Source organism: Cytobacillus sp., from assembly GCF_032154635.1.
In the GTDB taxonomy this organism is placed as follows: domain Bacteria; phylum Bacillota; class Bacilli; order Bacillales; family Cytobacillaceae; genus Cytobacillus.
In genome coordinates, this window is sequence record NZ_JALDXW010000002.1 from 222,636 (window position 1) to 240,164 (window position 17,529).

Annotated in this window: 17 protein-coding genes; 1 reads left to right on the forward strand and 16 read right to left on the reverse strand. The window is 37.5% G+C overall.

Features of this window, described 5'->3' with window-relative positions; translation table 11 throughout:
* The 12 genes from RUH74_RS03015 to RUH74_RS03070 all read right to left on the reverse strand — a co-directional run bounded on the left by RUH74_RS03015 (nucleotide 1) and on the right by RUH74_RS03070 (nucleotide 14,333).
* Nucleotides 1-1,461, reverse strand: a complete 1,461-nt coding sequence (locus tag RUH74_RS03015) for a UDP-N-acetylmuramoyl-L-alanyl-D-glutamate--2,6-diaminopimelate ligase (protein WP_313798766.1) — start codon at nucleotides 1,459-1,461, stop codon at nucleotides 1-3.
* Between the two features lie 124 nt (nucleotides 1,462-1,585).
* Nucleotides 1,586-3,502, reverse strand: coding sequence for a stage V sporulation protein D (locus RUH74_RS03020; RefSeq protein ID WP_313798767.1), 1,917 nt, complete (start codon nucleotides 3,500-3,502; stop codon nucleotides 1,586-1,588).
* A 67-nt stretch (nucleotides 3,503-3,569) separates the two neighbouring features.
* Nucleotides 3,570-5,831, reverse strand: a complete 2,262-nt coding sequence (locus tag RUH74_RS03025) for a penicillin-binding protein (RefSeq protein WP_313798768.1) — start codon at nucleotides 5,829-5,831, stop codon at nucleotides 3,570-3,572.
* Nucleotides 5,831-6,196 (reverse strand): cell division protein FtsL, encoded by a 366-nt coding sequence (ftsL, locus tag RUH74_RS03030; RefSeq protein ID WP_313798769.1) that lies wholly within the window; start codon nucleotides 6,194-6,196, stop codon nucleotides 5,831-5,833. The genes RUH74_RS03025 and ftsL overlap by 1 nt, the downstream gene beginning before the upstream one ends.
* Before the next feature lie 36 nt (nucleotides 6,197-6,232).
* Entirely contained in the window at nucleotides 6,233-7,165 is a 933-nt protein-coding gene (gene rsmH, locus RUH74_RS03035) for a 16S rRNA (cytosine(1402)-N(4))-methyltransferase RsmH (RefSeq protein WP_313798770.1), read from the reverse strand.
* A gap of 72 nt (nucleotides 7,166-7,237) precedes the next feature.
* Nucleotides 7,238-7,669: a division/cell wall cluster transcriptional repressor MraZ gene (mraZ, locus tag RUH74_RS03040; RefSeq protein WP_313798840.1), complete on the reverse strand. Its 432-nt coding sequence runs from the start codon at nucleotides 7,667-7,669 to the stop codon at nucleotides 7,238-7,240.
* Between the two features lie 264 nt (nucleotides 7,670-7,933).
* Nucleotides 7,934-9,568, reverse strand: coding sequence for a bacillithiol biosynthesis cysteine-adding enzyme BshC (gene bshC, locus RUH74_RS03045; protein ID WP_313798771.1), 1,635 nt, complete (start codon nucleotides 9,566-9,568; stop codon nucleotides 7,934-7,936).
* Nucleotides 9,569-9,745: 177 nt separating this feature from the next.
* Nucleotides 9,746-10,141 carry a DUF3397 domain-containing protein gene (locus tag RUH74_RS03050; protein WP_313798772.1) on the reverse strand — a complete coding sequence of 132 codons (396 nt, stop codon included), beginning with the start codon at nucleotides 10,139-10,141 and terminating at the stop codon, nucleotides 9,746-9,748.
* 1 nt (nucleotide 10,142) lies between these two features.
* Nucleotides 10,143-11,048, reverse strand: a complete 906-nt coding sequence (locus RUH74_RS03055; protein WP_313798773.1) for a 2-dehydropantoate 2-reductase — start codon at nucleotides 11,046-11,048, stop codon at nucleotides 10,143-10,145.
* 133 nt (nucleotides 11,049-11,181) lie between these two features.
* Nucleotides 11,182-12,723 carry an acyl-CoA carboxylase subunit beta gene (locus tag RUH74_RS03060; protein WP_313798774.1) on the reverse strand — a complete coding sequence of 514 codons (1,542 nt, stop codon included), beginning with the start codon at nucleotides 12,721-12,723 and terminating at the stop codon, nucleotides 11,182-11,184.
* A gap of 42 nt (nucleotides 12,724-12,765) precedes the next feature.
* Complete coding sequence (locus RUH74_RS03065) at nucleotides 12,766-12,978, reverse strand: biotin/lipoyl-containing protein (protein ID WP_313798775.1); 213 nt, start codon at nucleotides 12,976-12,978, stop codon at nucleotides 12,766-12,768.
* A gap of 11 nt (nucleotides 12,979-12,989) precedes the next feature.
* Complete coding sequence (locus RUH74_RS03070) at nucleotides 12,990-14,333, reverse strand: acetyl-CoA carboxylase biotin carboxylase subunit (RefSeq protein WP_313798776.1); 1,344 nt, start codon at nucleotides 14,331-14,333, stop codon at nucleotides 12,990-12,992.
* Between the two features lie 319 nt (nucleotides 14,334-14,652).
* Between RUH74_RS03070 and RUH74_RS03075 the strand changes: the two genes are divergently transcribed.
* Nucleotides 14,653-15,123: an N-acetyltransferase gene (locus RUH74_RS03075; RefSeq protein WP_313798777.1), complete on the forward strand. Its 471-nt coding sequence runs from the start codon at nucleotides 14,653-14,655 to the stop codon at nucleotides 15,121-15,123.
* Between the two features lie 78 nt (nucleotides 15,124-15,201).
* Here RUH74_RS03075 and RUH74_RS03080 read toward each other — a convergent pair whose 3' ends face one another.
* The 4 genes from RUH74_RS03080 to RUH74_RS03095 all read right to left on the reverse strand — a co-directional run bounded on the left by RUH74_RS03080 (nucleotide 15,202) and on the right by RUH74_RS03095 (nucleotide 17,506).
* A complete protein-coding gene (locus RUH74_RS03080) occupies nucleotides 15,202-15,783 on the reverse strand; it encodes an RsfA family transcriptional regulator (protein ID WP_313798778.1) in 582 nt (193 codons plus the stop codon).
* A gap of 95 nt (nucleotides 15,784-15,878) precedes the next feature.
* Nucleotides 15,879-16,634 carry an enoyl-CoA hydratase/isomerase family protein gene (locus tag RUH74_RS03085; RefSeq protein ID WP_313798779.1) on the reverse strand — a complete coding sequence of 252 codons (756 nt, stop codon included), beginning with the start codon at nucleotides 16,632-16,634 and terminating at the stop codon, nucleotides 15,879-15,881.
* 96 nt (nucleotides 16,635-16,730) lie between these two features.
* Complete coding sequence (rpmF, locus tag RUH74_RS03090; RefSeq protein ID WP_053475556.1) at nucleotides 16,731-16,904, reverse strand: 50S ribosomal protein L32; 174 nt, start codon at nucleotides 16,902-16,904, stop codon at nucleotides 16,731-16,733.
* Between the two features lie 77 nt (nucleotides 16,905-16,981).
* Nucleotides 16,982-17,506, reverse strand: coding sequence for a YceD family protein (locus RUH74_RS03095; RefSeq protein ID WP_313798781.1), 525 nt, complete (start codon nucleotides 17,504-17,506; stop codon nucleotides 16,982-16,984).
* Nucleotides 17,507-17,529 lie beyond the last annotated feature (23 nt).

The window sequence follows — 17,529 nt, forward strand, 5'->3', positions numbered from 1 at the left end:
TTATCGCCCCTCTATCGCCTCTTTTGCTACTTCTCGGTCATCAAAATGAAGGTTTTGATGTCCAATTAATTGATACGTTTCATGTCCCTTCCCAGCAATTAGAATAACATCCCCTGCATTTGCCGCTTTGACAGCGTAATGTATAGCTTCCTTCCGATCAATAATTATCTTGTATTGATATCCCTGGACTCCTTCTTCCATATCTAATAAGATTTGTTTTGGGTCTTCGCTTCTTGGGTTATCGGATGTAAAAATCGGATCCGAGCTAAAGCGGCAAGCAATTTCAGCCATAAGTGGGCGTTTTGAACGATCTCTATCCCCTCCACAGCCAATAATGCAGAATACCCTTTTCTTCGCGAACTGCTTTACTGTAGTTAGGGCATTCTTTAAACTGTCTGGTGTATGTGAATAATCGACAATAACTGAAAAGTCCTGACCCGCATCTACCGTTTCAAAACGGCCTGAAACTCCATGTACGTCATTGATTGATTGAATGATTTGCTCAATAGGTATCCCAGTTGCAATACCTGCACCAATACTTGCAAGCACATTGTATACACTGAACTTCCCGATCAATTGCATTGATACAATATGTATCCCGAATGGGCTAATTAATTCAAAGGTTGTTCCAGTTGAAGTCATTTGAATATTTTTCGCCTGAAGATCGGACTTCCTATCAATTCCATAGGTTAATATATGTGCTGCAGTTGACCTTATATATGATCCAGTCGCTTCATCATCATTATTTAATATCGCATACTTAGGAGGATAATGCTGAAAACAACTGCCAAGCTGAGAAAATAGCAGCCCTTTTGCATTTTTATAGGCTTCCATTGTTTTATGGTAATCAAGATGATCCTGGGTTAAATTGGAAAAGACTGCAATATTAAAGTCACACCCATGAACCCGCCCCTCATCAAGAGCATGAGAAGATACCTCCATCACTGTAGAGTTTACACCTTCGTTCACCATTTGATTAAAAATTTTCTGCAGGGTTAAACTATCTGGTGTCGTATTTTTCACTTCATATTCTTTTCTACCAATTTTAGTATACATGGTCCCAATTAACCCAGTCTTTTTACCAGAGTCAGAAATGATCTTTTCAATTAAATGACTAATGGTTGTTTTTCCGTTTGTACCAGTAATACCTATTAAATGAAGCTTCCTGCTTGGCTGTCTAAAATATGCATCAGCTAATACCGCCATTGCTCGTTTGGAATTAGGGACAACAATGACAGGAACCGAAAGATCCAACTCTTTTTCAGCAATGATTGCAGCAGCTCCCTTTTCAACTGCTCGTGCAGCAAAGTCATGCCCGTCAACATTAAATCCTTTAATACAAATAAACAGGCTGCCTTTCTGGATATTTCGACTGTCGTTTTCTATTGAAGAGATGTTCGGGTTATCTCCGCTGTAAATCTTATATGGCTGCAAATAAGAGATAAGCGTATGTAATTTCATTTCAACCAACCCCACAATCATCGCGATTTTCATTTTACATGAAATCTAGCCATTTAGCTATTTGTTTATAGCTGGAAAAGAAAATGGAAATATGGGCGGCAATGACACCGCCGCTATGATAAATTTATTCCTCATCAAAATAAAGTCGAATGGTTGAACCTTCTTTTAATTTTATGCCAGCTTCTGGAGTCTGTTTTACTACTTTATTACCTGTTCCGCTTGCATCGATTTTTAAATTGATAAATAATTCACCCAACTCTTGTTTTGTTATTCCAACTAAATCAGGCACTTCAATCATAGGAACGTCAGACCATTTGTACTTTTTGGGCAATTGATCTTTTCGTGGCTCTACACCCATTGCCCTTAAACTATCCCCCATAATATTTCCAACTATTGGTGCAGCAACTACCCCGCCGAATTGCATGGTTCCTTTTGGATTATCAACAGCTACATACACAACAAGCTCAGGGTCATCAGCAGGGGCAAAGCCTATAAAAGAAACAATATGATTGTTTTCTAAATATCTTCCATCTTTCGCTTTTTGTGCAGTTCCAGTTTTTCCTCCCACCCGATAACCTTCAATAAATGCATTTCCCCCAGTTCCTTGAGCAACTACACTTTCTAATGCGTATCTTATTTTATCTGAAGTATCTTTGGAAATTACTGTTCTTTTCGCGGTCGGTGTTTTTCTCATTACAATTTCTCCTGTTTTAGGATCAATCAGTTCTTTTGCTACATACGGTGTATACAAGGTACCGCCGTTTATTGCTGCAGACACAGCAGCTACTTGTTGAATCGGAGTGACAGAAACCCCTTGGCCGAAGGCTGTTGTTGCCTGTTCGACAGGACCTACGTTTTCAAGATTAAAAAGAATTCCCGTCCCCTCTCCTTGAAGATCAATCCCTGTTTTTTCGCCAAAACCAAAATCCTTAATATATTTAAACAGCTTTTCTTTTCCTAACCGTTCCCCAAGTTCAACAAAACCAGGGTTACAGGAATTTTGTACCACTTCAAGAAATGACTGGCTTCCATGCCCGCCTTTCTTCCAGCACCTTAAGCGTGCACCACCGACTTTTACAAAGCCAGGATCATGAAAATGATCTTTTTCTAAGTCTACCTTTCCTTCTTCTAAAGCAGCAGCTAAGGTTATAATTTTAAAGGTCGATCCTGGTTCATACGTACTCCAGATTGGCAGATTCCGATTAAATATATCTGGGGAAACATCCCTAAAATTAGCAGGATCAAACCCCGGTCTACTTGCCATACCTACAATCTCCCCATTATTGGGGTTCATCGCGATTGCGATAATACCATCTGGATTATAGGTCGTTTCAGCTATATCTAACTCCCGTTCCATTATCGTCTGAACTTTGGAATCAATTGTCAATCGTAAATCTAATCCATCGACAGGTGGCTGATAATCATCCGCCATATCATTCATTCGCTCTCCCTTGGCATTCGCATAAAACTGCACAGAACCTTTCTTTCCCTTCAGTTCCTTATCGTAATAAAGCTCCAGTCCCATAAGTCCTTGATTATCAATACCCGCAAAGCCAAGCACATGTGATAAATAATCCCCAAAGGGATAATGGCGTTTAGAATCCTCCCCAATGTAAACTCCCTCTAAATTCAATGCCCTGATTTCCTTTGCTTTCTCGTGAGAAATTTTTCTTCCTCCGGATATCCTTACATACACTTCATTCTTTGTAATATCAGCATGAATTTTTTCTTTCGAAGCATTTAAAATAGAAGCCAATTTCCCAGCTGTATCTTTTGGATTCTTTACTTGTCTTGGTACAACATATATCGTGGGTGCACTCACATTTGTAGCAAGCGGCACACCATTTCGATCCACTATTTCTCCTCTTTCCGGCTCGAAAGGAATATCTCTGCTCCATAATTCCTTTGCTCCATCAGTTAAAGCCGTGCTTAAAAAAAACTGTACGTACCCAAGACGCAGATCAATAATAAAAAAGACAAGAATACCAACTACTAATGCGATCATCAACCGTTTTCTTACTGTTACATTGGATACACGCATGCAAGAACGAACCTCCTTAGATTATGGCTCGTTCCAATATATGCTTGTACCTTTTTGAATAGAATATTTAATCTTGAACTTCCATGTTTTCTTCTTCCGATTCTATTTCAGTTTCATTTCCTACGGCCTCTTCATCTTCACTTTTCGTGTATTTCTTACTCGGGAGTTCCAACTCAACAATTAGGTAGTCGCCCTTTTTAAATGTAGATCCTGGTTTTAAATTTTGCTTTACAACATACCCATTACCAACAGAGTTTAATTCCAGATTGCCTAATTTAGCAACCTTCATGACGTCCCTTAATGACCAGCCTGTCATATCTGGGATTGTTTGCTCCTTATCTGTTAATAGAACAACATTTTCCCCTGCCATCAGTTTTGTATTTTTTGCAGGGAGTTGATCGATAACCTTTTTCCCTTTGCCCATTACAATGGGGTTTACACCTTTCTTACTTAGGTTATTTTTCGCTTCCTCAGTAGATGCCCCAATCACACTTGGAATTATATCGTATTGAACTTTCGCCTGTTCCTCCGGCTCGATATTTAAATATTGGAGACTGCTCTTCATAACTGGTTTAAATATATCAGCAACTGGTTGGGCACCACTCGTATGAATATCAATTTGCGGCCGCTCGACTGCTACATACACGATTAATTTTGGATCATCGGTCGGAGCCATTCCTAAAAAAGAAAAGAAAAGATTTTGACGTCCAGTTAAATATCCTCCTCCTGGTTTCGGAATTTGTGCGGTACCTGTTTTTCCTGCCACTTCATAGCCTTCAATATTAAATAGTTTATAGCCAGTCCCCTTTGGAGAAGACACAACATCCTCTAAGATTTTCCTTACTTCATCTGCGGTTTTAGCAGAAATTGGATTGCCTGCTACTTCTGGTTCTGTTTTTTCTACGGAATCTTTCTTATTTGGATCAACAATTTTACTAATGATATGGGGCTTCATCATCTTTCCATCATTTGCGACAGCTGTTGCCGCTTGAACCTGCTGAATAGGAGTGATGGTTGATGCTTGACCGAAGCCTGTTGTTGCTTTATCCCGCGGCCATTCATATTGAATTTTCCCTGCAGCCTCATTTGGCAATTCAATGCCAGTAGGTTGATCCAATTTAAATTTAGAAAGATAGTCTCTGAACTTCTCATATCCTAGCTTTTCTTTTACAATTTTTGCAAAGGCAACGTTTGATGAACGAAGAACACCTTCATAGTACGATATTGTTCCCCAACCTTGTCCTTTATTATGGTCACCGACAGGTCTCGATTTTGGATCCACAGCATATTGGCCCGATTTATATAAATCATTCGGATTAAAGACCCCTTCTTCAATTGCCGCAGCTAAAGTGAAAATTTTCATTGTTGAACCAGGTTCAAAGGAGTTCTCTACTGCCTCGTTATGCCATGTCTCAGAAATTCCTTCCTTCGTCTTCGGATGAAAAGAAGGTCTTTGTGACATCGCAAGAATTTCCCCTGTTTTCGGGTCTGCAACAATGGCAATCATCTTTTTAGGCTTATATTTTTCATTCACTTTACTCATTGAATCTTCAAGGAATGTTTGGATTTTCTTATCGAGTGTTAAATAAATATCCTTTCCATCCACAGCAGGTGTTACTTTTTCCTTGCTGTCTGCTAATAAATATCCCCAAATATCACTCTCATAGTTTACTTTTCCGTTTTTCCCAGTAAGCACATCATTCAAGCTTTGTTCAATTCCCAACATACCGACTGATTCCGTTTTATTATCTTCCGTTTCCTTCTTCTCCACATATCCAACTAAATGGGAAGCAAAAACACCATTAGGATAAAAACGTTTTGTATCTTTTATAAAAGTGATACCCGGAAGCTTCAATTCTTCAATTTCCCTTTTCTTTTGATTGGATAGATCTCTTCCAGCTTTGCCAAACTCGACTTGAAACGGCTTTTCACCCGTTTTTGGATTAAGTTGAGTTAAAAGTCTATAAATCTCTGATTCTTTCATATCAATTACTTTTGCAAGCTCTCTTGCTGTTTTATCCGGATTAACAACATGCTGGGGATTTTTTTTATTCGTTGTCATACTCTCATCCAAAATAGCTATTAGTTTGTATGAATTTGTATCGGTTGCAATGACTTCCCCGTTTCGGTCGTAGATCGTTCCACGCTTTGCTTCGATTGTTCTTTCCTTTTCATATTTTTGCTGAGCTTTTACTGCTAGTATTTCTCCCCCGGCCTCTCCAGTTATCTGGATTGAAATAAAACGATACAGTAAGACAAAAAAGAGCAGACCAAATATTACAAATAATATCGCTGCTCCAAAATTAATATTCGGCTGTTTTTTAATCATTAATCTTGCACAACCTTAACATTATTTTCGTTTAATTTAAGACCTAATTCTTTTGCTTTTGCCCAAATACGTTCGTATGTACTTAGTTCGCCTACCTGCATTTGAAGATCAACATTCACTTTTTGTTGCTCTTGAATCATCTTTTTAGTATCCTGTACCTCTTTATTTACTCCATATATAACCGCTTGATTTGAAACGATGTGTATAGCGCCAAAACAAACAATCCCTGTAAAAATAATTCCTAAAATCTTTTCGCCAGGAGATAGCCATGGACTTCTTACCTTTACTTTTTTTGGTGCCTTTACCATTTGTTTATGCTGCTCATGATGCTGTTCTTGTTGGAGCTTTCGCGCTAAGTTACCCATAATTTCCCTCCTGCTTCATTTTGTTTTTCTTTCATCTCATAGTTTTTCAGCGACACGCAGTTTAGCTGATCTTGCACGATTATTATGCAGAAGCTCTTCTTCAGATGGAAGAGTAGGTTTTCTTGTGATTAGTTTTAAAATTGGCTTATATTCATCGGGAATGACTGGCAAACCTGGCGGCAGATTAGGTGTCTCACTCGCCTTCTTAAACGCAGCCTTACAAATTCTATCCTCAAGTGAATGAAAGGTGATTACACTAATTCTTCCACCTGGTTTCAGTATGTCAATCGCCTGCTCCAATGATCTTTCGAAAACACCTAATTCATCATTAACAGCAATTCTAATTGCTTGAAATACCCGCTTTGCTGGATGCCCGCCCTTTCTTCTGGCAGGTGCCGGGATAGCTTCTTTAATGATTTCAACTAGCTCTCCTGTTGTTTCAATTGGAGCTGCTTCCCTTGCCGTTTCAATTTTCCTCGCAATTTGCTTCGAAAATTTCTCTTCTCCGTATTTAAAGAAGATTTTTACTAAATCTGAATAACTCCACTGATTGACAACATCATAGGCCGAAACCTTTGCTTCCGTATCCATTCTCATATCTAGAGGCGCATCGTTATGATAACTGAACCCTCGTTCTGGAGTATCTAATTGCGGAGAAGAGACACCTAAATCATATAAAACCCCATCAACCTGTTTTACTCCTAGATGTTCTAATTCCTCTTGAAGATACTGAAAATTACTCTTAATAATTGTTATTCGATCACCATATTTTTCTAACTTTTCTTTTGCATGCGCGATTGCTGTATCATCCTGATCAAAAGCATAAAGCTTTCCTTTATCTGAGAGTCTAGACAAAATTAACTCACTATGCCCTGCCCCTCCTAGCGTACAATCCACATAGATTCCGTCAGGATGAATGTTCAGACCATCGACTGTTTCCTCTAATAACACTGTTGTATGTTTAAACATGTTGTCCACCTTTCTATCAGAGATCGGAGGTAAGAATAGTGATAAACCGGTGAGTATCCAATTTCTACTATTCTAAATATCGAATCCAATCATATTTTCTGCAATCTCGGAAAAAGATTCCTCTGAATCGGAGAAATAGTCTTCCCAAATTCCCTTACTCCATATTTCAATACGATTCGATACACCTAAAACGACACATTCCTTTTCGATTTTTGCATATTGCTGGAGTGGGGAAGCAATATTTATTCTTCCTTGTTTATCAATTTCGCATTCAGTAGCACCTGAAAAGAAAAAGCGAGTGAAGGCTCGGGCATCCTTTTTCGTTAGCGGCAAGCCTTTAAGCTTTTCCTCTAACAAGGCCCATTCTTCTTTAGGGTAGCCAAATAAGCATTGATCTAGGCCTCTCGTCAAAATAAAGGTATCTCCTAGATTATCACGGAATTTGACAGGCACGATTAATCGGCCTTTGCTATCAACGTTATGATGATATTCACCCATGAACATGCCCACTAACCCCACTTTCTTACTCAAATGTACCACATTCCCCCACTTTCCTCCACATATTTTTTATATTCTATTAAAAGTTGAAATCCCCTTTACATTTCAAAGAATTTCACCACATTTTCGTTCGTCTTTTCCTTACAAAAGAATGCATGTAGTTTGCTCCACTTCTTCCCTTCAACAAAAAAAGACCGCACCTATTAAGAGATGCGGTCTTTTTTTGTTGATTTTTATTTAATTTTTTATTGGAAATGAAAATTTTTTTCGTTAAATCCGAATAATTTTATGTGTCCCATCAAATGTAAAACGACAATTTAGAAGATCATCAATAAGGGACGGTCCATGCTGATTAATAAAGTAAAAACTGTTTAGTATTCTTTCCTGTGGTGACCCAGCTGGCCACAGAGCATTTTCTACCCTATCAAATTTATTAATAACCACTTCATGCTTCCTTTGTATAGACTGTTCCAATTTATCTTCCAGAAACACGATTTGATCAATTACTTTTCCTTCATTCTTTTTTAGCAATGGAAGCAGCCCTTTATTTTCCGTTGTTACAATGGATTCGAGCTGTTCATATTTTATAAGCAAATCTTGTTTCATTTTCTCAAAAAGCGCATCAATATTTTCGTTCTTTAAAGTTTGAAGGAAATCTCTTTTTTTCTTTTCAGTACCACCCACTAATGTTTCTCGTAAATCCAATCCAAGTTCAACCATATCTGTTTCAATTGAACGATCCAATAGTGTGATGTTTAGTCGCGGCACAATCGGTGGCATTTTCATACCAAACCATTCGAAAGCCTGTTTTAGCTCTGCCCAGTATGCAATCTCCCCTGGTCCGGCAATGAATGAAAGGGTAGGAAAAAGCCATTCTTGCATTAATGGTCTCGTAACAACATTATTACTGAGGCTCTCCGGAAATTCACCAGCTAATTCAAGGATCTGCTCAAGAGTCAATTGAATTTGGCCACCCTTGCCGATAAAAAGCTTGTTTTCATCATCATAATCAAGCAATATTCTTTCATTATTTTCTTGATCATAATAAAAAAGATTTGCTGCTTGGTCGCTAATGTCAAGCGTATGTTCAAATCCATTCAATTTCAACTCTTTTTGCTGTGCCTTTACTTTTTTTGTTATTTCCTTACAATCATTTATTTGCTTAATAAAGAATTCTTTTTCCAGTTTCCGGATTTTCTCATCACCAGAGTCAATGATCAATAGACCGGAATCTTTAAAGAGATGCATAACGATCCATGCAAAGAAATCTACAAAGGTTTTTGATTCGTGAATAGCCTTTTCAAAAACATGTAGTAAATCCTTTGTATACGCTGTTTCACCAAATGATTTAATGATCCCTTCTACCCATTGATAACAAAGGTTATGGTTCAACGATATAGCTGAAACCATCCTTTTATCATGTACTTTTTCTGGATAAATTTTTTTTTCTATTTTATTGTTTCTTTCAACAAATACATGATTTACCTCTTGGTAATCATGGTCCTCTCCGGCTATCCAAAATACTGGAACAACAGGAACACCTAGTTCCGCTTCCTTCTGCTTAGCAAGAGCAATGATCGATATAATTTTATGTATCGTATATAAAGGCCCAGTTAATATCCCAGCCTGCTGACCACCTATAATGACCGTACTATTTTTTCCCTTTAACTTCTCAATTGACGCTTTAACCTTTTCAGATGTAGGAAATTGATTCATGTATTCCTCAATATGTGCTGCAAGCTCATTCCTCATGTACGAACGCTGTTGTATTTCGGTTAATCTTTTTTCATATTCTAAATGATCATTAAATCGATAATGAAAATAGCCCTGAATTTCTGGCGTCTGTTCCAGATAATCAGTTGCAAACCGGTTCGTAGCCGGTAATGAGAGATTTAGAATCTCCATTTTTGAACTTCCTTTCTAATCATTAGTTTTCATTCCATTCTCTCTTCATTCAAATGGAGTTTTTTCATTTCTCATTATTACCATAAGAGTATATCATTGTCCGTAATGAAAAGAAAAAAGTTTGTCTTGGATTTTCAAATGATGAATCAACCACTACAGCTTCTTAAAAAAAGGGTATTATTGCATAGCAACGAATGTATTCACACTTTGAACAAGTCCGATGATCGTCAGAACGATATATGCCATAAAAAATAAGAGAAAATTAAAACGCCAATAACCGCGAAAAACACGCAAGAAATCTATTTCCTTCTTGATTTTCCAAAAAATAAAGACAAATACAATGGCTGTGATCAGCATAAATAAAATAATTAGCCAAAAATAATTATGTTCCCAGATCGTTAATATTAAATGATGAACAGAAAAGACAAATAATAATGTAGTAATGTCTAATGCCATATGCACTGAACGTCGATGTTTTTTCGTTATTTGCTTAAAAATAATAAAGACTAGCAAATAACCTAATAACGGGATTGTCACAAAAGTAGCAATAATTGCTGAAAAAATAGAACCCATTCTAATTCTTCCCCCTTTCAAACTCCTTTCCTTTAATCAGATGATAAAAACTTTCTGAAAATGGAGCCTTCAATTGCTTTTTCCTTGCCTCATTAAGAACAAAGCCTAGAATCGCATCAACTTCAGTCGGGCGTTGTTCATCCATATCCTTTAGCATAGATGACCGGTTTTCAGCTGTTTTCCTAGAGATATTTTCTAAATGCCGAAAGGTTTTCTCCTTGTCCATCAAATCCAAAATAGTACTCACTTCATTAAAAAACTCCTTGAATAGGTAATAATAATGAGGATTCTCTAGGAGCAGGCCATTATTTATATTTAATACAGCTGTTAATGGATTAATAACTGCATTGACAATAAGCTTTTGAAGGAGCATTTCATTGTAATTCTTTTGCAAAACAAATGGAAAATTCTCAATTGGAGTAGCTAATAATTCTGCTAGTTCAGATTCGTTCTCACCTTGATATAGAGCCAGATTAATTAATCCTTCTCCCGTATGTATAATATGATTATCTTTTATTTTATTTGCACCATGCTCGACCGTACCAACAACAATCGTGTGACCATATAACTCATTCAGCAGCCTTAAATGTCCCATCCCATTTTGAAGAAACAAGAATGTACATTTCCCCTTCGTATTTGTTGATTTAATTTTTTCAATGACTGCAGGGAGCTGGTACTGCTTGACCGCTATAATCGTAAGCTCTTCTTCCGCATTCCAGCCTGAAAATAATGAAACATTTATCGCTTCATTCATCATTTTTTTTTCCTTTTCAAAAACAAGACCTTCTGTTAACAATTTGTTCATTTGCTTATTTGAGCGCACATATACATGAACTTCGTAATGCTTCATCAAATAATGGGCAAGCAAAAGGCCAATAGAACCTCCACCAATAATACCTATTTTCATAATTACCTCTTATTTTTTAAGTATTTAGTCATATTTTAACAGAAAAATTAAAAAGGATGGGAAAGAAAGTTGAAGAAATGACTGAAACAACAAAAAGACTCCTTCTCATAAAAGAAGAAGGAGCCAAGAAGAATTATACTGGATACACAGGATGTTTACGAACACTAAATTTTAATTCCTTCGTTTCATATAAATCAAATCTTTGTATAAGCACATTTCTTAAATCAAATGGAGAGACAATATCATCAATGATTAATTCTGAAGCTAGTTTATATATATCAATATGCTCACTATATTCTCGCTGCTTTTCCTGAATATATGCTATTCTTTCTTTCGGATCCTCTATTTTTTCAATTTTATTTGAATAAACTGCATTCACAGCAGCCTCAGGACCCATTACCGCTATTTGAGCCGTTGGCAATGCAATACAACAATCTGGTTCAAACGCAGGACCTGCCATAGCATACAATCCTGCTCCATATGCTTTTCTAACGATTACAGATATTTTTGGAACCGTTGCAGAACTCATCGCCGCAATTAGTTTTGCTCCATGACGGATAATTCCCGCCTTTTCAACTTTTGTACCGATCATAAAGCCTGGCACGTCCGCAAGAAATAGCAATGGAATATGGAATGCGTCACATAGCTGAATAAATTTCGCCGCTTTATCAGCAGAGTCAACAAAGAGCACTCCGCCTTTCACACGCGGCTGATTGGCAATAATCCCCACCGTACGTCCGCCTATCCGTGCAAGACCCGTTATTATTTCAGCAGCAAAAAGCTTTTTGATTTCAAAAAAACTGCCTTCATCAATTAAAGCATCTATACATTCATACATATCAAATGGGGCATTCTGATTTTTAGGAATGATTTCCTCCAAATCGCGACCTTGCTTCGGTTGAACAATAGCATGCTTCTTAGGCACCTCTTTAAAGTTCGCAGGAAAATATGTAAGATAGGTTTTCGCAAGTTTAATTGCTTCTTCTTCATTCGTTGCAAGAATGTCACCACACCCGCTTACCGAGCAATGCATTCTTGCCCCACCCATTTCCTCAAGTGTAACTTTTTCACCAATTACCTTCTCAGCCATCCTGGGTGAACCTAAATACATAGAAGCATTCTTATCAACCATAATCACAATATCGCAAAAAGCAGGGATGTATGCTCCTCCTGCAGCAGAAGGACCGAATAATAAGCAGATTTGCGGAATCATGCCTGAAAGCTTCACCTGATTATGGAAAATACGTCCTGCACCACGTCGGTTCGGAAACATCTCAAGCTGATCTGTAATTCTTGCACCAGCAGAATCCACTAGATAAAGGAGGGGCACCTTTAATTTTTCAGCCGTTTCTTGAATACGGATGATTTTCTCTACCGTTCTTGCTCCCCAAGAGCCAGCTTTCACAGTAGAATCATTCGCCATGACACAAACAGTTTGCTGATTTATCTTGCCAATAGCCGTTACGACTCCATCTGCTGGCAAATCCTTTTCTGCACAATTCGCAAATTTCCCATCCTCTTCATATATCCCATTATCAAAAAGGAGTTCAAGCCGTTTTCTCACAAATAATTTGTTCTGCTCATGCAATTTTTCATGATACTTTGAATGTCCACCCGCTTCTATTTCTCGGCTTTTTTCTTTAAGTTTTTCCGCTAAAGTATTTGCTGTTGCCATTCTACTCCTCCTCCTTGACTTATAAGTTAATAATCATCTGAATTATTCCAGAACGAACAACACATCTCCTTCATTTACAAAATCGCCAATGTTTACTTTCACTGCGGATACTTTCCCATCTATTTGGCTTTCGATAGGAATTTCCATTTTCATTGATTCAATCATTAATACATCTTGACCAGCGGTTATCTCGTCTCCGCTTCCAACCATAATATTTAATACTGTTCCTGCCATTGATGATGTAATTTCTTTCACATTGATTCCTCCTATTCAATAATTAACGTTTTATTTGTTAAAAAGCTTGTGGAATAATTGCCACTGATAAAATCACGATCTTTTAAAATCTCTTTAAATAATGGAGCATTTGTTTTAATCCCCTTAATGATTAAATTCGAGAAAAACTGCTCCGCTTTCTCAATTGATTCTTTTCTTGTATTTCCATAAATTATACATTTGGCAATCATTGGATCATAAAAGGGAGAAACGGTAGAATTGGATGCATAGCCAGCATCTACACGTACACCTTCAGACTCTTTCCAGCGAAACTCTTCCATTTTACCTGGTGACGGGAGGAAGCTTTTAGGATCTTCTGCATACAAGCGGAATTCAATCGCATGCCCTTGTTGCTGTATATCAGATTGCGATAGAGGAAGCTTCGCTCCTCTTGACACAAGGATTTGCCATTTTACTAGATCAAGACCAGTAATCTGCTCGGTTACAGGATGCTCTACTTGCAATCGAGTGTTCATTTCAAGAAAATAAAAATTTTCTTGTGCATCTACAATAAATTCAATGGTACCAGCGTTTTTATAATTTACCGCTTCTGCCGCCCTGATAGCTGTTGCATACATTTTCTGCTTGGCTGAATCCGATAAAAATGGAGATGGGGATTCTTCGATTACCTTTTGGTGCCTTCTTTGTATGGAACAGTCCCTTTCAAATAAATGAACAATGTTTCCAAAATTATCACCAAAAACTTGAATTTCCACGTGTCTCGCATGATTTATATACTTTTCAACAAATACCTCTTCAGAGCCAAAATACGCTTTTGCACGTGCCTTTGTTGAACTAAACGACTTAGCGAGCGCTTGCTCATTTTCACAGCGCACCATTCCGATCCCTCCACCTCCGCCACTTGCTTTTAGCATGACAGGGTAGCCCATTGATTCTGCAAGTCTGATCGCTTCTTCGAGTGTAGAAGTGCCTTCCTCACTGCCTGGCACGACCGGAACTCCTGCATCCTTCATTGTCTTTCTAGAAACAATTTTATCGCCCATTAAATCAATGGTTTCTGGATCTGGTCCAATAAAGGTGATTCCAGCTTCTATGACAGCTTTGGCAAATTCTGCACTTTCGGAAAGAAAGCCATAACCGGGATGAATTCCATCTACTCCTTCACTCTTAGCAATCTCAAGGATTACTTCAGAACGTAAATAAGATTTATTTACAGCAGGTTCACCAATATTGAAAGCAAATGTTGCCTCTTTAACAAATGGCATGTCTGAATCAGCATCTGAATAAACAGCAACCGTTTCAATTCCCATTTGATGGCAAGTTTTCATAATCCGTAAAGCGACTTCTCCCCTGTTTGCAATTAGAATTTTTTTCATCCAACATCCCTTCTTTCTATGATGTAATAATTAATAAGAGACTTGTACGTAAGCATAGAAAAATTCTCGGTTATTTTCTCAATCTTCCTACAATACAATATATTTCTACAATCTTTTCTATTTTTCCTGCTAAATTTGAAAACGCTTCCTATTTTTTTATTAGGTTTAATGTAACTGGCTATTTAAGTGCAGAATTTTTCGTTTTTTTGTTATATAATAAGGTTTATAGAAACATACATTTTCATAAATTTTTTTAACTTAATTAAATAGAAATAATTAATTGATTCATTTATTGCAGCAAAGAAGGAGAGGAAAGCAAATGTATAAGGTTGAAAAATTAAAAGTAAATTACAAAACACTTGAGGAATTTAAAAAGTTTAGAGAGTACGGTTTACAAGAGCTTTCGATGTTAGAAGATCTAGAAGCTAATATTATTGAAGATGATAGCGTTTCCCCTTTCTATGGGATCTATTTCGGGGACAAACTGGTTGCTAGGATGAGCCTATATCAGGTAGAGAAGAAATTCGACCGATACTTTGAGCCCGCTCAAGATTATTTAGAGCTATGGAAACTCGAAGTGATTTCCGATTATCAAAATAAAGGCTATGGAAGAGCGCTAGTAGAATACGCAAAAAGTTTTGGTCTCCCTATTAAAACGAATCCAAGAGTTAAATCTAAAGATTTTTGGGATAAGATGGGGTTCTCTTCTGTTGCTTATGATATGGAAAGAGATCGTGGAGAAAATCCGCTTGTTTGGTATCCTGACGGAGTTAAGGAGCAAACACATTAAAAAGACATTGCTTCAATGTTAAAGCGGACAATTTATATGTCCGCTTTACTCAATTATGCTCCACTTTTCTTTGACCCTCTATACCTTTTGCTCATGATCTTCATCCTTTAATTCAACAAGCTTTCTCGCTCTTTCCATAATATTTATTAATGCCTTATAGTCTGCTTGGATGGAATGTAAGTCTTTAAGTAATTTTTCATTTTCTGATGCAAGGTAATATAACTGCTTTTCAAGGTTTTGAATTCGCTCTTCATACGTTTGAATATTTTCATTCTGCAAGCTTGACTGTTCAGCCTTATCATATAAATCTTTTAAGTAAGTGACTAATTCTTCAAAGTCCCACACTTTTTTTTCTTCCTGAGGAGCTATAATTTCTGCCTCCAGAATCTGGTTTGTCACTTGCTTTTTATCCTCTAATTGCTGATTACTCAGTTTTCTTTCTTTTCTTTGTCTTTTGGCAAGCTCAATTCCAGATTTATACTGTTTTCTAACATATGAATTCCAGCGGAATCCACATGCTGCAGCTGTTCTTGTTAGTTCCTTGCCAACTTTATCAAATGCTTGCAGCTGTGTTCCTCCTTCTCTTATATGGCGAAGCACAACTTCTGCAAGCAGCAGATCTTCATCATGAGTCCACGCATCTTGTCGAGTCGATGACATCAGTTCACCCTCCTAGTGTTTTTTATTAATAATATGCTTATGCTAGAAAAGATAGACTGATATCCTGTTTGAAACTTCACAATTATCTTCGTTTTTCACTTTTTTAAGAATTTCTCCACTTGTTTATGATGAGCTTCGCCTTGCCACAATACTGCACAATTTCTGACTTCTTGCTTCACTCTTTCCTCCACGCCAGCCTCTGTCCACTTTTTTATAAACATTTTTTTATAAGATTTTAATACGTCTCCGTCTAGTACTAGCATTTTATTTAAAAAGGATCGGCAGCTTTCCATTGGTTCACCAGTATATATCCACTGAAAAAAACCCATTTCCTTTAATTCATCACTACTATATAAACGAGCCTCCATCAGCATTTTCATTGCATTTGCAGATGAGAGCTTTTCAGACAGGAAGGTTCCACCGCCCCAGCCTGTTGTGATAGAAAGCGTCCCTTGAATAAATCCAGCTTTAACCTCCTTACTCGCAATCCGAAAATCACAAGCAGAAGCAAGCTCGCATCCTCCTCCAACTGCGATGCCATTTAACAGAGCGACAGTTGGTTTCGGCAAGAAAAACAATCTAACTAGAAGCCCTGACATTCGATTTAACATACCAAATGCCGCTTCTTTCGTTTTTAATTGATGAAAGGATGATAAATCTCCTCCTGAACAAAATGCCTTGTCCCCTGCACCAGTAATAACCAATGCCTTGATTCGGTCTTCCGCAGCTACTGCCAGAGCTTCTTCCAACCCATCCATCACTTCATAGCTTATGGCATTCCTTTTCTCTGCCCTGTTAATAGTAAAAACTAATAATCCATCATTATGTACTTCTAATAAAAATGGCTTCATATTATTCTCCCCTTACTTACTTATTTATGTATTTATTAACAAAACGACAAAAGCACAAGAACAAATTGTTCTTGTGCTTTTTATGTCAGCTGGAAATTAGTTATTAACAACTTCTTTTCCTTTGTATGTTCCGCAAGCTTTACATACGCGGTGAGCAAGTTTCATTTCACCACAGTTTGGGCATGATACCATACCAGGTACCTGTAATTTAAAATGGGTACGACGTTTTCTTTTTGCAGTTTTAGAAGTTCTTCTAAAAGGTACAGCCATTCTTCCCACCTCCTTAAAAAGTTATGAAGGCCAGATCATGCTGGATTCTTCAAATAGTTACTTGTTTTCTTCCGCTCTTATGAATCGGAAGAAGGATCATTTTGATCAAAAAATTGAGCAAGTCCCGCAAGACGAGGATCAATTCTTTCCTCTTTGTCTCGCTCTTGAATGACTTCCCAATCCTTACCGGATTGCGGAGCCCCTTCTTCGCTGCTATCGGTGCAGAACACTTGCATGGGAACCTCGAGTATTAGGATCTCCTGAATGACCGGCATAAGGTCAATCACTTCACCCTTTACTTGATGAACCTCCTCTTCAGTTTCATAATCCAAACTTTTTAAGAGGAAAGTTTCTGTTGTTTCCACATTAATTGGGAATTTTACGTCAACTAAAGTACGAGAACAAGGAAGTATTAAGTAGCCGTTAATTTTCAAATGAAAAGTCACCTTTGCAGAGTCAATATCTGCTCGACCCGTTATATGCATTGGTGAAGCGTCTCTGATCGTTGGATCAATAGTTTTGATCTCATCAACATTGACGATTTCATCTAACGGAAAATCCTTGCTTCGATGTTTTTGTAACTGACTTAAAGTCCATTTCATACGAATCACCCCAAGGCAACAAA